At 66.6% G+C, this 14,407-nt stretch carries 12 protein-coding genes; 6 read left to right on the forward strand and 6 right to left on the reverse strand.

Annotated features, from left to right (window positions below; translation table 11 throughout):
• Window positions 1-43: 43 nt before the first annotated feature.
• Window positions 44-3,787 (forward strand): EAL domain-containing protein, encoded by a 3,744-nt coding sequence (locus GC150_01470; protein MBI1383569.1) that lies wholly within the window; start codon window positions 44-46, stop codon window positions 3,785-3,787.
• Between the two features lie 56 nt (window positions 3,788-3,843).
• On the opposite strand, the gene GC150_01475 is transcribed toward GC150_01470, so the two are convergent.
• Window positions 3,844-4,449 (reverse strand): YqgE/AlgH family protein, encoded by a 606-nt coding sequence (locus tag GC150_01475; protein MBI1383570.1) that lies wholly within the window; start codon window positions 4,447-4,449, stop codon window positions 3,844-3,846.
• Between the two features lie 229 nt (window positions 4,450-4,678).
• Here GC150_01475 and GC150_01480 point away from each other — a divergent pair, with 229 nt between their 5' ends.
• Window positions 4,679-5,695 (forward strand): hypothetical protein, encoded by a 1,017-nt coding sequence (locus tag GC150_01480; protein MBI1383571.1) that lies wholly within the window; start codon window positions 4,679-4,681, stop codon window positions 5,693-5,695.
• 115 nt (window positions 5,696-5,810) lie between these two features.
• On the forward strand, window positions 5,811-6,296 hold the full coding sequence (locus tag GC150_01485) for a redoxin family protein (protein MBI1383572.1): 486 nt from the start codon (window positions 5,811-5,813) through the stop codon (window positions 6,294-6,296).
• Window positions 6,297-6,314: 18 nt separating this feature from the next.
• Here the strand turns inward: GC150_01485 and rnhA are convergent, their stop codons facing one another.
• The 3 genes from rnhA to ispH all read right to left on the reverse strand — a co-directional run bounded on the left by rnhA (window position 6,315) and on the right by ispH (window position 8,855).
• On the reverse strand, window positions 6,315-6,818 hold the full coding sequence (rnhA, locus tag GC150_01490) for a ribonuclease HI (protein ID MBI1383573.1): 504 nt from the start codon (window positions 6,816-6,818) through the stop codon (window positions 6,315-6,317).
• On the reverse strand, window positions 6,818-7,783 hold the full coding sequence (locus GC150_01495) for a homoserine kinase (GenBank protein ID MBI1383574.1): 966 nt from the start codon (window positions 7,781-7,783) through the stop codon (window positions 6,818-6,820). The genes rnhA and GC150_01495 overlap by 1 nt, the downstream gene beginning before the upstream one ends.
• 73 nt (window positions 7,784-7,856) lie before the next feature.
• Window positions 7,857-8,855 (reverse strand): 4-hydroxy-3-methylbut-2-enyl diphosphate reductase, encoded by a 999-nt coding sequence (ispH, locus tag GC150_01500; GenBank protein MBI1383575.1) that lies wholly within the window; start codon window positions 8,853-8,855, stop codon window positions 7,857-7,859.
• A 185-nt stretch (window positions 8,856-9,040) separates the two neighbouring features.
• Here ispH and GC150_01505 point away from each other — a divergent pair, with 185 nt between their 5' ends.
• Complete coding sequence (locus tag GC150_01505; protein MBI1383576.1) at window positions 9,041-9,709, forward strand: hypothetical protein; 669 nt, start codon at window positions 9,041-9,043, stop codon at window positions 9,707-9,709.
• An 89-nt stretch (window positions 9,710-9,798) separates the two neighbouring features.
• On the opposite strand, the gene GC150_01510 is transcribed toward GC150_01505, so the two are convergent.
• Both GC150_01510 and GC150_01515 read right to left on the reverse strand, forming a co-directional pair.
• Window positions 9,799-10,623 (reverse strand): histidinol-phosphatase, encoded by an 825-nt coding sequence (locus GC150_01510; protein ID MBI1383577.1) that lies wholly within the window; start codon window positions 10,621-10,623, stop codon window positions 9,799-9,801.
• 681 nt (window positions 10,624-11,304) lie between these two features.
• Complete coding sequence (locus GC150_01515; protein MBI1383578.1) at window positions 11,305-12,129, reverse strand: N-formylglutamate amidohydrolase; 825 nt, start codon at window positions 12,127-12,129, stop codon at window positions 11,305-11,307.
• 365 nt (window positions 12,130-12,494) lie between these two features.
• Between GC150_01515 and GC150_01520 the strand changes: the two genes are divergently transcribed.
• Window positions 12,495-12,854 carry a response regulator gene (locus GC150_01520; GenBank protein MBI1383579.1) on the forward strand — a complete coding sequence of 120 codons (360 nt, stop codon included), beginning with the start codon at window positions 12,495-12,497 and terminating at the stop codon, window positions 12,852-12,854.
• 294 nt (window positions 12,855-13,148) lie between these two features.
• On the forward strand, window positions 13,149-14,399 hold the full coding sequence (locus GC150_01525) for a sarcosine oxidase subunit beta family protein (GenBank protein ID MBI1383580.1): 1,251 nt from the start codon (window positions 13,149-13,151) through the stop codon (window positions 14,397-14,399).
• Window positions 14,400-14,407 lie beyond the last annotated feature (8 nt).

The raw sequence follows: 14,407 nt of genomic DNA on the forward strand, positions 1-14,407 counted from the left end.
GAGGCGCCGCGGCGAGGTCACGACCAACATTGGGGGCAAGCGGTTGTCGAGGGCAGCATGCAACGCGCGGCCCGGCGCGCGTCGTCCGGCCTATGCCGGCGGCGGGCCGTTTTCGCGTGCCCTCGTCCAAGCGATCGCACTGGCCTGGCTGATGGTCGCTGCACTCGCGCCATGGTCCGCGCCCGCCCGGGCGCTGGAGCCGATCGACGTCTCCCAGACTCAACAGCGGATCGAGATCACGTTCCTCGGGCAGTTCTACGAGGCGCGCGGCGACCGGTTGCAGGTCGAGACGGCGGCTGGTGACGACGGCATCGGTGGACGCATGGCCGTGCGGGCGATCACCCCTGGCACCGATCCCAACTGGGCGGTCTTCGCCCTCAAGAACCCGACCGACAACGTGATCGAGCGCTGGCTCATCGCCGAGCGCTACACCTTGCTCGGCTCGGGACTCATCTGGCCGGACCTCGATTCGCCGCGCATCGTTCGGGTGACGCCGTCACTCGGCTTCCTGCCGGAGCGGATCGCCAACGATCAGGCCGACATCATCAGCATCACGCTCGAGCCGCGCCAGACCGTTACCTACGTGACGGAACTCGCTTCCGACCGTTTCCCACGGCTCTACATCTGGAACCCCAGTGTCTACCAGAAGAAGCAACGCGAAAGCATGCTCTTCCAGGGGATCCTGATCGGGATCAGCGTGGTCATCGCGATCTTCCTCACCGCGGTCTACGCCGCCAACCACCAGCTCATCTTTCCGGCGGCGGCGCTGGTCGCCTGGAGCGTGCTGAGTTACCTCTGCATCGATTTCGGCTTCTGGCACAAACTGTTCCAGGTCTCGCCACAGGACATCGCCTATTTCCGAGCGGCGGCGGAGGCGGCGATCGCGGCCAGCCTCGTGATCTTCCTCTACGCCTACATGAGGCCGGGCATTCGCTTCGGCTGGGCGCGTCTTTTCATCCTGCTCTGGGGGCTGGCTCAGGTCGGCGTGATCGGTTTGGCGATGCTCGATCCGGGGCTGGCCTCGAGCATCGCGCGCGTCTCGTTCGGCACCATCGCGGTGATCGGCACGCTGCTCGTCCTCTCGTTCGCGATCACGCTTCAGGCGCGCGGGCTTTCGCTGCTTCCGGCCTGGATGATGTTGCTGGTCTGGATCTTCGGGGCGGCGGTCTCGGTGATGGGCAGGCTTTCGGGAGATGCCATCGTGCCGGGGCTCTCGGCCGGGCTCGTGCTGGTCCTCATTCTGCTGGCGATCACCGTGGCGCAGTTCGCGACCCGCTCGGCCGAGCCGCAGTTCAGCGCTTCGCCCAGCCAACTCCAGCTGCGCTCGCTCGCCATCGACATGGCAGGAGCCGGTGTCTGGGAGTGGAATGCGCGGCGTGACGAGATCGCGACAGGGGCGGTGATCGAGGAGGCGCTCGGGCTGCAGGCCGGGGAACTCAACGCCCGCGCGGGCGACTGGCTCGAGCATGTCCATTCGGCCGATCGGGAACGAATCAAGGCGGCCATGAGTTCGATCCAGGAGCGCGGCGAGGGGGTCATCAGCCTCAGCCTGAGGCTGCGCAGGTTCGATGGGTTCTATCGCTGGTACGAACTCGACGCGGCCACCGTGCCGCAGGTCGAGAGCCGGACCGTCAAATGCGTCGGGCTGTTGCGTGACATCACCGACACCAAGCTGGCGCACGACAGGCTGATCCAGGACGCGGTGCAGGATACGCTCACCGGGCTGCCCAACCGGCAGATCTTCATCGATCGCCTGGGGTGCGCCATCGCGCGGGCCGAGGAATTCACCGAAGAGCGACCGACCGTCATCATCGTCGACATCGATCGGTTCAAGAACGTCAACAAGAGCTTCGGCATCAACATCGGCGATGGCATGCTGCTGACCATCGCACGGCGGCTCTCGCGACACCTCGGGCCGCGCGACACGCTGGCACGGATGGGGGGCGACCAGTTCGCCGTGCTGATCGAGCGCTCGCTCGACCAGCGTCAGCTGGCGCTGCTCGCGGAACGTATTCGCCGGGCGCTGCGATCGCCGGTCAAGATCGATGGCCAGTCGATCGTGCTCACCGGCAGTATCGGGATCGCCGAATACGACGGCTCGCAGAAGGAGCCGGGGGGGCTGCTACGCGACGCCGAACTCGCCATGCAGCGGGCGAAACGGGTCGGCTCGGACCGCACCGAGGTTTTCACGCGCAGCATGCGTGAGGAAGGCAGCGAACGGATCCTCATCGAAAGCGATCTGCGGCGCGCCATCCAGAGCGGTCAACTGCATGTCGTCTACCAGCCGATCGTGCGACTCGCGAATTCGGAACTGTCCGGCTTCGAGGCGCTGGTGCGCTGGCACCATCCGACGCGCGGCGTGCTCAACCCCGACGAATTCATATCGATCGCCGAAGAGATCGACATGGTGGCGCCGATCAGCAGCTATGTGCTGGCGCGGGCGCGCGAGGAGCTGGCGCGCTGGCAGAAGCTGCTGCCACGGCGAGAGGATCCGCTCTTCGTTTCGATCAATATTTCGAGCAGCCAGCTCTTTCGCCCGGAGTTCATCCAAGAGCTGCGCGGCGTGTTGCGCAGCGAGGCGACGGAGCGCGGCTCCATTCGACTCGAGATGACCGAGTCGCTCGCCATGCAGAACCCGGAACTCGCGGCCGAGATACTCGAATTGCTCAAGGAGGCCGGCGCCGGGCTGATGCTCGACGATTTCGGAACGGGCCATTCCTCGATCGCCTATCTCCATAGGTTCGTCTTCGACACGATCAAGCTCGACAAGGCGCTCATCCAGAACCACGCGCTGGAGGCGGCGGGCGGAGTGATCGTGCGCTCGATCGTGGCCATGTCCCAGGAGCTGGGACGCGAGGTGGTGGCCGAAGGGGTCGAGACCTACGAGGATGCCATCGCGCTACGCGGAATCGGCTGCGATTTCGCGCAGGGCTTCTATTTCGGCGGTCTGATGACCGAGCGCCAAGTGAGCGATCTCCTCAAATCGCTGGCACGCGATGAACGGGCGGTCGAGCGTCCGTCGCTGCTGGAAAGCGCCATCCGCATGATCCGCTCCCGCCAGGAGGGGAGCGAGAAGGGCGTGCCCGACGATGGCGACGTTGGCGAGGCCGGCCGGCCGATGTCGGGTGGCGGGGGGACTGGCGAGTCCGGGTCGGTCCCCGGCGAGGCGGGCCGTGCCGACGACGGCGATGGTCCCGGTCGCCAGCCGCGAGGGGTTCCCGTCCGCCCGGCAATGCCACCTGGACCGCCGAGCCCTGCGGGATCGTCAGGGCAAGGCCCAGCCAACTTCATGCGGCCGCCGGAGCCGCCGACCCGTCCCGCGCAACGACCGATCACGGGAACCAATGGGCAGACCGGTAGCCCGCCAATGCCGCCACGACCGGGCGAGCCGCCAATGTCGCTCGGACGGCCGATCACCGGTCGACCCGGGGGCGCGCCTGGTGCCGATCCTCGGACCGGCGATGGGCGGCCACACGCGCAGACCCCGAACGGGGGGGCGAGCGGAACGGGGCCGGGGGGCACGGGGCCAGCAAGCGTCCCCGGCCAAGGGCCTCGGTCCTACGCCACGGGACCGTCCCCGATACAGCCGCCGCCCGGTGGGGTCGCGCGAGGGGGCAACGGCAATGGTCATGGCAAGGCCAATGGCGAGGGCGCCGCGCGCGGTCCGGCTGGCACGGACGACAGCGCAACAGGGCCCGCGGGTCGCTCGCGAGATATGGGCGGAGCATCGCTCCCGGGTGGTGGAACCCGCCATCCAGGCAACACGCGGCCGAGTGAAGAGGGTTGAACGACGGATCGGGGCCGGTGCCGTCCGGTACGCGGGCGGAACCGCGACGTCGTCGATCAGGCGTGACCCGCGTCACTGACCAGGAAGGCCGGCTGCACGCCGATGTAGGCAAGGGCCCTGTCGTACTTGCTCGAGACGTCCCGGTCGAAAACGATGTCCGGATCGGCCGGAGAGATCAGCCACCCGTTCATCTGGATTTCATGCTCGAGCTGGCCGGGCCGCCAGCCGGCGTAACCGAGGGTGAGGAGCGAACGCGAAGGGCCGGTGCCACCGGCAATCGCCCGCAAGACATCGACGGTCGCAGTGAGGGACAGTCGCTCGTCCACGGGCAGGGTGCTTTCCGGGGCCATGTAGTCGGCGGTGTGGAGCACGAAGCCGCGGCTGGTTTCGACCGGACCGCCGATCTGAATGGGAAAATCATCCACGGCAGGCACCGTGCGCTGGTCCGACAGCACGCCGATCTGCGTCAAGAGTTCGTAGAACGACATGCGCTCGGCCAGCTTGTTGACGATCAGCCCCATGGCACCTTCCTCGGAGTGGGCGCAGATCAGGACCACCGAGCGGGCGAAATTGGGATCGCGCATGGACGGCATGGCGATCAGGAACTGACCGGTGAGGTAACCCTCCGCGCTGAGATCGTGGCTGTCATCTATCGCTGGCATCCCGCCAACCTAGCGGGAGAACTGGGCCAAATGAAGCAGAGAAGATGCAGATCGGACCTCGGCCGGGCGCATCGCGCGTCGGTGGGGCGATCATTGGCGGAACACGGTACGGCAGTTGCGCATTCGTGAGATGCAGGGAGCGGTGTGAAACCCTACGTTGGTTCCAAGGAGTGCGCGCGCGCCGAAGATCGGTCGGAACGTGCTGGATGATCGATGTCGGCGGGTCCGAATGCGGGTGGCAGGGGTTCCTGCGATCGGACGAAAGGGAGCAGCGATGCGGCAAGGTATGCGACAGGAGGCCATGGAGCAGGACGGTCATTGGAACGGGCAGGACCGCTGCTGCAAGCAGACGCGCGTCCGATCGCTTCGGTGCGCGGCCTTTGCGGGCGTGATCGCGGGACTGCTGATGGCGCTGGGCGTTGCGGCCGAGCCGGTCGGCGGGAGCGCGCACGCCGCCGAAGCCGAAACACCGTGGCTCGCGCTGCACAATGCGCGTACGCGGCTCGTGGCGAGCGCCTGGATCGACGAAGCCGGCCAGTCCCGGCACTTGGCAGGCCTCGAGATCGAGATGGCGCCGGGCTGGAAGACCTATTGGCGAAATCCGGGCGATGCCGGCGGTGTGCCGCCGTCCATCGCCTTCGAGAAGTCGCACAATGTGGCGAGCGCGACGGTCGAGCTTCCGGCGCCGAAGCGCTTTGCCGAAGCCTATGGGTCGACCATCGGCTATGCAAACCGCGTGCTGTTCCCGATCCGCGTCGAGGTTGCCGATGCCGAACGGCCGTCGCGGCTGACGCTCACGGCCTATCTCGGAATCTGCGAGGAAATCTGCGTGCCGGTCGACTTCGAGCTGTCGCTCGGGCTGGACGGGCGGGCCGGGCGCGCGACGACGCATCTGCCGGCGCTGACGGCGGCGCTGGCGAGAGTTCCGCGTGACGAGAGCGGACCGGTGGAGCTGGTCGAGTTCGCGAGCGAGGCCGGCGATGGGGGTGGGGCTGGCAAGCTGACGCTCGTTGCCCGCTATCGCAGCGCGAGCGACGTGGCGAGCGGCGATGCGTTCGTCGAGACACAATCGGGGATCGTGCTGCCGGCGCCCGCTCGTGAGCCGCGCCCACAGCAGCGCAGTGCGCGCTTCAGCTTCGACGTTCCGAAGGATTTGGCCGAGGAGATGACGCGCGGGCCCTTGACGATAACACTCACGTCGGAAACCGGCGGGAGCGTCTGGCGGCGGGCGCTGGCGCAGCCCTGAAGGACGTTGCCGTCGCCCGTCGGCGCCGAGACCAGCGCCCACCATTTCGCCTTGCGCTCTGGCCAAGCTCGGCTAGAACCGCAAGCCAGTTCATCTTCGTTCCGAGGGTACCATCATGAGCATCGCAGTCGGACAGCGCCTTCCCGAGCAGAAGCTGAAGGTCGTCACGGGCGACGGAGTGGTCGAAAAGACCACCGGTGAACTCTTTGCCGGCCGCAAGGTCGCGCTCTTTGCGGTGCCGGGCGCCTTCACGCCGACCTGCCATCAAAAGCACTTGCCCGGTTTCCTCGACAAGCGCGAAGAACTCGCCGGCAAGGGCGTTGCCGAAGTCGTTTGTCTGACGGTGAACGATCCGTTCGTGACGGAAGCCTGGGCCAAGGCCAGCGGCGCACACGGCAAGATCGCGTTCGTTGCGGACGGCAACGGCAGCTTCACCAAGGCTCTGGGCATGGATATCGACCTTTCGGTCGCGGCGCTCGGCGTGCGCTCGAAGCGCTATGCGATGCTGGTCGATGACGGCGTCGTCAAGGTGCTGAACATCGAGGAGATGCCGAGTTCGGCCGAGCGAAGCAGCGCGGCGGAATTGCTCAAGTCGCTCTGAGGCGAGCGCTCCCTCGTTCTAGGCCTCTGGCGGAGCGGGCGGGGGCGCGTCCCCGGCCCGCCCGAACTCGGCGAGGCCGCGGCGTGCCAGTTCGTCGGCGCGCTCGTTCTCAGGGTGGCCGGCGTGGCCCTTCACCCAGATCCACTCGATCGAATGTCGCGCCGCCGCCTCGTCGAGCATTTGCCAGAGGTCGGCGTTGCTCACGGGTTTTTTCTGGGCGTTGCGCCAGCCGTTGCGCTTCCAGTTGACGATCCAGCGCGTGATGCCGTCACGGACATAAACGGAATCGGTGTGCAGCGCCACCCGGCAGGGGCGTTTCAGCGCGCGCAGGGCCTCGATCGCGGCGGTCAATTCCATCCGGTTGTTGGTGGTGTCGGGAGTGCCGCCCCACAGCTCCTTGCGGTTCTCGCCGGAGATCAGTATCGCACCCCAGCCGCCGGGGCCCGGATTGCCGCTGCAGGCGCCGTCGGTGAAGATCGTCACCTCGGCGAGGGGGCGGATGTTCTTTTCCTCGGTTGCCATCAGATGCCGATGCCGTAGGCGGCGGTGTCGGCGATGCGCTGGTGAAAGCGCAGGCGGTTGAGATAGGCGAGCGGATCGTGCGGGCGCACGAATGCGTCGGGTGGTGTGTTGAGCCAATCATAGAGGCGCGTCATCAGGAAGCGCAGGGCCGCGCCGCGCGCGAGGACCGGCAAGGCGACGATCTCGTCCGACCCGAGAGGGCGGACGGAATGGTATCCTTTGAGGAGTGCCGCCGCCTTCGTCACGTTGAACTCGCGGTCGTTCTCGAAGCACCAGGAATTGAGACATATGGCGACGTCGTAGGCGTAGAGATCATTGCAGGCGAAGTAGAAATCGATGAGACCGGTAATCGCACCATCGTGGAAGAAAACGTTGTCCGGGAACAGATCGGCGTGGATTATGCCCCGCGGCAGGCCAGTGGGCCAGGCCCGGGCGAGTGCCGTCAGCTCGGCCGCGACGATGTCCGTGATGCCGGCCGAAACCTCCTCCCCCGCGGTGCCGATGTCGGCGGCGAGCCTCGTCCAACCGGCATGCGAGAGGGCGTTCTCCCGGCACATGGGAAAATCCGCCCCGGCGAGATGGAGGCGGGCGAGCGCACGGCCCAGCTCGCCGCAGTGGTGCGCGGTCGGGCGGCGCGGCCAAACGCCCTGGAGGAACGAAAAGAGCGCGGCGGGTCGGCCTGCCAATTCCCCTTCGGTCCGGCCGGCGCGGTCGCGGTAGGGTTCGGGGCAGGGGAGACCCTTGGAAGCGAGATGCTGGAGCAGCGAGAGAAAAAAAGGAAGATCGGCGCGCGCGACGCGCTTTTCATAGAGCGTCAGGATGAGGCGGGTGCGGTCGGTGTCGACGAGATAGTTGGAGTTCTCGACGCCCTCGGCGATGCCGCGAAAGGCGGTCAGCGCGCCGACGTCGTAGCGCGCGAGAAAGGCCGTCAGTTCGTCGTCTGTGACATCGGTGTAGACGGCCATCGGGGTGGTCCGGGGTGAGGGAAGGGGGGAGCGCCGAGCGGGGCCAAGGCTTGGCGGGAGCTTCGCGGCGAAGTCAAGCCTCCTGGCGCAGCGCCTTGGGAAGATTGAAGACGACGCGCTCGCGGGCCGTCTCGACGATCTCGACCGTCACCTCGTAGCGCTCGCGAAACGCCTCGATGATCTCGTCGACCAGGACCTGCGGCGCGGAGGCACCGGCCGTCAGGCCGAGTGTCGCGATGCCCGTAAAGGCGCTCCAATCGATGAGGTTCGCGCGCTGAACGAGATGGGCAGCCGGGCAGCCCGCGCGCTCGGCCACCTCGACCAGGCGGAGCGAGTTCGAGCTGTTGGGCGCGCCGACCACGATGACACTGTCGCAGCGCGGCGCGATCGCCTTGACAGCGGCCTGGCGATTGGTGGTCGCGTAGCAGATGTCCTCGCGGGCCGGGGCACGGATCGAGGGAAAGCGCTCGGCCAGAACGGCGATGATCGCGGAGGTGTCGTCGACACTGAGAGTGGTCTGCGTCACATAGGCGAGGCGCTGCGGATCGCGCGGCTCGAGCCGGCGCGCGTCCTCGGCGGTTTCGATCAGGGCGATGGCGCCGGCGGGAAGCTGGCCCATCGTACCTTCGACCTCGGGATGGCCGGCATGGCCGATCAGCACGATCTCGTAGCCCTCCTGGTACAATCGCTCCGCCTCGTTGTGTACCTTGGTGACGAGGGGGCAGGTGGCGTCGACGTGGAAGAGCTGGCGGGCCGCCGCTGCGGCAGGCACCGCCTTGGCGACGCCGTGTGCCGAGAAGATCACAGGTTGACCGGTCGCGGGGATCTGATCGAGTTCCTCCACAAAAACGGCGCCTTTTGCCTCAAGGCTTTCGACGACGAAGCGATTGTGGACGATCTCGTGGCGCACGTAGACCGGGGCGCCGTACTTCTCCAGGGCCCGTTCGACGATCAGGATGGCGCGGTCGACACCGGCGCAGAAGCCGCGCGGCGCGGCCAGAAGGATTCGAAGCGGGGGGCGGGGCGACGGTTCACCCGGGCGAGGGGATTGGGCAACAAGTTTGCTCGACATGCTCGGGGCGCTCCAAGGCGTCCTATACGCGCTGGTTGAGGACGACTATCTTCCTTTTGCCGCTCATCGGAATGGATGCTAAGTTGATTCGCGATCTACCATTTGTGAGCATTCGCGGCGCGGGGGTGTTGGCGTCGGGCGGCTGGAGGAACCAGCACGCGCGCGACTATGCGGGCAGGGGGAACGTGAGGCAATCACTCATTGGCGGGCGTCCTGGCTCGGTCTCCTGGTTCAAGGGGATGCTTGCGGCTGGGTGCGGCGCGGCGATGCTGGCCTTGGGGGGCTGCGGTCTCTCCCAGATCACCAGCGGCCTCGGCACAGGCATATTCGGCTCCAGCGAGAAGCCGTCGCCGGAGGTTGCCGACATCACGGAAGATCAACTCCTGTCCGCGGCCAAACTGGACGCGCCGGGTGGCGCGATGACCAGTCCGCAGGCCATGGTCGGTTGTCCAGCGTTCGACGTGTGGCTCCAGGATCGGCATCTGACCCGCTACGAAGCCGGTCGTGAGGGCGATGGGCTCGCGATCATCCATCGTGGCGAAATCACCCGGACGGCGCGCGAGTGTGCGCTCCAGCCCGGGATGATCAGCGTGAAGTACGGTTTTTCGGGGCGTGTTCTGCTCGGGCCGCGCGGCCAGCCCGGACCGGTGACCCTGCCGGTGACCGTTTACGTCCTCGATGCCGGACGCAATCGAATCAGCAGTGAGAACCTGGTCGTCAATCTCGAGATCGAGGCGGGCAAGCCGATCGGCTTCTTCTCGGCGGTGCGGAGCGTCGCGTTCACCATTCCCGAGGGCGCGCGACCGGCGGACTACCGCATCTACGTCGCATTCGAGCAGGTCGGCAGGTCCTGATCCCTTCGGGAGGATCAGGCCAGGGAGCCACAGCGGGCCCCATCCGCTGTTTCTGACCTCCGCTCATGCAACCGACAGCGAGGTCGCGGCTAAGTCGAGGCTGCTGGCGCCAGGGTCGCCAGCAAGCGCTCGTGGAGCGTCGGATTGGCAGACGCGACGATCTGACCGCCGCCGATCGGGTTGCCACCGCCCCAGGTCGTGACGATGCCGCCTGCCCCTTCGATTACCGGCACCAGGGCCGCGACGTCGTAGCTCGAGAGGCCGGACTCGACGATCGCGTCGAGCGATCCGGCGGCGAGGCGGCAATAGCCGTAGCAGTCGAGACCGTAGCGCGTGAGGCGTGCCGTCCGGCGAAGCGCATCGAACGCCTCGGCCTCCGTGCCCGGCCGAAAGAGGTAGGGGTCCGTGGTGGACAGGATCATCTCGGCGGGCTCACGGGTGGCCGAGCTGGTGAGCTGGCGGGTCCCGTCCGGACCCCGGTAGTGCGCGCTCGCCCCGCCCTGTTCGGGCCGCCAACCCCAATAGCGCTCGCCGGTGAACGGCTGGGCCACGAGCCCTGCCACGACGTGATCGTCGTCCGCGACGGCCATCATGACGCCCCAGGTGGGGACCCCGAGGAGGAAGGACCGCGTGCCATCGATCGGGTCGACGATCCAGTGGCGCGGGTTGCTGGATGTATGCGCGGCGAACTCCTCGCCGATGAATCCGTGGTGAGGAAAGCGGCGCGCCACCTGCTCGCGAATGAGGGTTTCGATCTCACGGTCGGCGTCGGTGACCGGATCGTAGCGGGCGGTCGGGGCCTTGTCGGCGACCTCGTAGCTGCCGCGAAAGCGGCGGGCCGAGATAATGCCGACGTCGTCCGCGATCGCGTGCATCGCCTCGATGATGGCTTGCGGGCTCTCGGTCTGCGGCATCAGGCTGGCCTCCTCGGCGGCTTGTTATGGCATTGGCCGATCGGAGGATCGGCCCTGGGAATCGATTCGGATGCTGATTGCGTGATGCCTCGCCTACCGCGATCGCTCTCTCCAGTGGCGGGGGTGAGCATGCGGAGGTGCAAAACCGCACCAAATTGTGTCGCGATCGCAACAGATGGTGCCACCATTTCGCGCAATCGAGACGTTCGTGCATCCTGCACGTTGAACTCCGGCAATTCTGGTCACATATTCGATCTCGGATGCGGTGGTGACCCTTCGCGCATCCATGCCCTTCTGGGGCGTTTCCTCCCTTAGACTTGGGCCGTTGGCACGCCACACGGCCCGATTTTTTGTCTTGGTGAGGACGCAGCGGTCCTGCCGATCCATGGGCATCGACCGGAACCCACCAGGCAGTGGTAAAGGCGCGTCGACTCGAGGTCGAGACCGGCCTTCGACTTCCGCCGATGCAGAACGGCAACATTTGCCGACCGGCTCCCCCATTACGTCTTTTTCATCGACTGGCGTCTTGCGTTCGTTGCGTCGCAGCATTATTTGTGCGGTGCGGCATCACTGATGTCGCTGCCCTTCTTGGGCGTTTCCTCCCTAGACTTGGGCCGTTGGCAACCACCAACGGCCTCTTTTTTTTGCGGCTGCCCCGGGAAGCGACCGCCCCTTCGCCTCCTACTCGGCGGCCGCCGGCTGGAAGAGGTCGCGCGCGCACGCCATCAGCTCGTTCATGGCCAGCGTCAGGCGCTCCTTCAGGTGTCGAAATCCGGCCGTGCGCTCGTGGGTTGCTTCGCTCATGTAGAGATCGCGTGCGATCTCGATCTGAAGCGCATGGACGGCACGGCTCGGACGGCCGTGATGCTCGGTGATGTAGCCGCCGGCATAGGGGCGATTGAGCACGACCTCGAAGTCCTGACGCCGGAGTGCCACCATGGCGGCGACCGTCAAGCGACGTGAGCACGAGCAGCCGAAACGGTCGCCGAGCACGATATCGGGGCGCCGGCCCGGTTGCCGCGGGATGCTAACCGATGGCATCGAATGACAATCGATGAGAACGGCGAAGCCGTGGTTGCGGCGGCGCTCGTCCAGCAGCTCGCCGAGGCGGTCGTGGTAGGGCAGATGCAGGCGGTCGATGCGTTCGAGTGCCTCCTCGAGGGTCAACGGCCGGCGGTAGATCTCTTCGGCCTCAGAGACGATGCGGGCGATGGTGCCGAGACCTCCGAGCACGCGCAGCGAGCGTGTGTTGGCGAAGTCCGGCAGGGGATCACGAAACAGCCGGGGATCGAGCTCGTAGGGCTCGCGGTTCATGTCGATGTAGGCGCGTGGATAGTTGGCGGCGAGCAGCGCCGCGCCGGAGCCGACGACGTCGGCAAAGAGGTCGTCGACGAAGCTGTCCTCCGACTTGCGCAAGGCGGCGGGCGTCAAGCGGGACGCGGCCAGGAAGTGCGGCGGATAGTAGCGGCCGGAATGCGGGGAGCTGAACACGAAGGCCGAGGCCATCGCATCGCCGCCCTGGAGCGTGAAGGCGGCAGGCTCGAGGTTGTCGTTGACCCCGGCGAGGCCGGACAAATCGTCAACTGCTTTGCTCAATGCACTCGGCCTTCCAACACGCCTTGCGTGAGCCCACGCGCCGCTTTGCCACGTTCGGCTCGATCGAGCCGGCTCCCACACAATCAATTGCGGACGCCGGCCCGGGACGCAATGGGATCGTCGCATCCCCGCCGGCATACGATCGTGCGATGCACCGAAGATTTACCGCTCGTTTACCCTCAATCAGCCACAGTCACGTCACGAAGGCCCGGCAACGGGGGGGCCTGCGGCGAACGGCGGGACGAATGGCGGCGAGCGATACCAGGCGTCGAGGCATGTTGCGGATCCTCCTGGCCGAGGACGACGATGCGATGCGTCGCTTCCTCGCCCGCGAACTCAAGCGCGCCGGCTTCGACGTGGCTTCGTTCGCCAATGGCCTCGAGGCCTTCGAACGTCTGCGCGAGGAACCGTTCTCGCTGTTGCTGACCGACATCGTCATGCCGGAGATGGACGGCATCGAGCTGGCCCGGCGGGCGAGCGAACTCGACCCGGATCTCAAGATCGTGTTCATCACCGGTTTCGCGGCGGTTGCGCTCAACAGCGCCAATCCACCCCCGCGGGATGCCACCGTGCTCTCGAAACCCTTCCATCTGCGCGATCTGGTGGGCGAGGTGGAACGGTTGCTCGCGGCCTGAAGCGGCCGATCCATCGCTCGAACAGACATCATGCGGGGCACGTGGCGTCGCTCCCGTGGTCGCGCTTGCGCCTAGGGCGGGAACGCGATACCGAGGCGCCGTGCCCCTTCCGCACGCACCAGCCGAGCCTCAGCCCGAGCATGGCAACGCGGTGGGCCGGTGACGGCCACGTGAGCGCTCGCGCCCCCGTCCAGTTCGATCACGGTCCACTTCACCGCGCCGCATTTCGGCCGAGGGCGGACGCGCGGGGAGGGGCAGGACGATCTTTTCTCCGCAGCCGGGATGGCCCCTACGATGCGCTACAGCGTCTTCACCCTCGCCCAGCAGGCTCTCAAGGGCCACACGGGATGGCCAAAGGCCTGGCGTCAGGTGGCGCCGCAAAAGGCCTACGACATCATCGTCGTCGGCGGCGGCGGGCATGGCCTGGCAACGGCCTACTATCTCGCCCGCAACCACGGCATGAAGCGCGTTGCGCTCGTCGAGAAGGGGTTGATCGGGCTCGGTAACGTCGGGCGCAATACCACGATCGTGCGCGCCAACTACAACCTCGAAGGCAACGAACCGTTCTATGCGCATTCGCTCCGGCTCTGGGAGGGGCTGGAAAAAGAGCTGAATTACAATGTCATGTTCAGCCAGCGGGGCGTCATCAACCTGTTTCATTCCGATGGCCAGCGCGATCGCTTCGTTCGTCGCGGTAATTCGATCCTCCTGCATGGCGCGGACGCGGTTCTGCTCGATCGCGACGGTGTGCGGCGCTATGCGCCGATGATCGACATCGACAATTCACGCTTTCCAGTGATGGGCGGACTGTTGCAGCCGCGGGCGGGAACGGCGCGGCACGACGCCGTCGCCTGGGGCTTTGCGCGCGGCGCCGACAGGCTCGGTGTCGACATCATCCAGAACTGTGAAGTCATCGGGTTCGACATCCAGAACGGGGTCGTCAAGGGCGTCGAGACGACGCTCGGGCCGATCCGGGCCGAGCGGGTCGGTATCGCGGTCGCCGGCAACACCTCCACCCTCGGCCGCATGGCCGGCCTGGAACTGCCGATCGAGAGCCACGTGCTGCAGGCCTTCGTCAGCGAGGGACTGAAACCCTTCCTGGACTGCGTCGTCACGTTCGGCGTCGGCCACTTCTACGTCTCGCAGTCCGACAAGGGCGGCATGGTGTTCGGTGGCGACATCGACGGCTACAACAGCTATGCGCAGCGCGGCAATCTGCCGATGGTCGAGCATGTCGTCGAAGCCGGCGTGACCATGATCCCGCGGCTTTCCCGCGTGCGGGTGTTGCGCTCGTGGGGCGGCATCATGGACATGTCGATGGACGGCAGCCCGATCATCGACAAGACGCCGGTCGAGGGGCTCTATCTCAACTGCGGCTGGAACTACGGGGGGTTCAAGGCGACGCCGGCGTCCGGGTGGTGCTTTGCCCACCTCATGGCGACCGGTGAAATGCACGAGGTTTCGCGCGCCCATCGTCTCGATCGGTTCCGCACCGGTCACAGCATCGATGAGGAAGGCACGGGCGCCCAGCCGAACCTGCACTGACCCCCGTC

It is taken from the genome of Hyphomicrobiales bacterium (assembly GCA_016125495.1).
Lineage (GTDB): Bacteria > Pseudomonadota > Alphaproteobacteria > Rhizobiales > RI-29 > RI-29.

Excerpts from the sequence above, each read along its gene's own strand:
- ispH (MBI1383575.1), bottom strand. The coding sequence starts at position 8,855 with ATGTCGAGCAAACTTGTTGCCCAATCCCCTCGCCCGGGTGAACCGTCG.
- rnhA (MBI1383573.1), bottom strand. The coding sequence starts at position 6,818 with ATGGCAACCGAGGAAAAGAACATCCGCCCCCTCGCCGAGGTGACGATC.
- GC150_01520 (MBI1383579.1), top strand. The coding sequence starts at position 12,495 with ATGTTGCGGATCCTCCTGGCCGAGGACGACGATGCGATGCGTCGCTTC.
- GC150_01525 (MBI1383580.1), top strand. The coding sequence starts at position 13,149 with ATGCGCTACAGCGTCTTCACCCTCGCCCAGCAGGCTCTCAAGGGCCAC.
- GC150_01510 (MBI1383577.1), bottom strand. The coding sequence starts at position 10,623 with ATGCCGCAGACCGAGAGCCCGCAAGCCATCATCGAGGCGATGCACGCG.
- GC150_01475 (MBI1383570.1), bottom strand. The coding sequence starts at position 4,449 with ATGCCAGCGATAGATGACAGCCACGATCTCAGCGCGGAGGGTTACCTC.
- GC150_01480 (MBI1383571.1), top strand. The coding sequence starts at position 4,679 with ATGCGGGTGGCAGGGGTTCCTGCGATCGGACGAAAGGGAGCAGCGATG.
- GC150_01485 (MBI1383572.1), top strand. The coding sequence starts at position 5,811 with ATGAGCATCGCAGTCGGACAGCGCCTTCCCGAGCAGAAGCTGAAGGTC.
- GC150_01515 (MBI1383578.1), bottom strand. The coding sequence starts at position 12,129 with ATGGCCTCGGCCTTCGTGTTCAGCTCCCCGCATTCCGGCCGCTACTAT.
- GC150_01495 (MBI1383574.1), bottom strand. The coding sequence starts at position 7,783 with ATGGCCGTCTACACCGATGTCACAGACGACGAACTGACGGCCTTTCTC.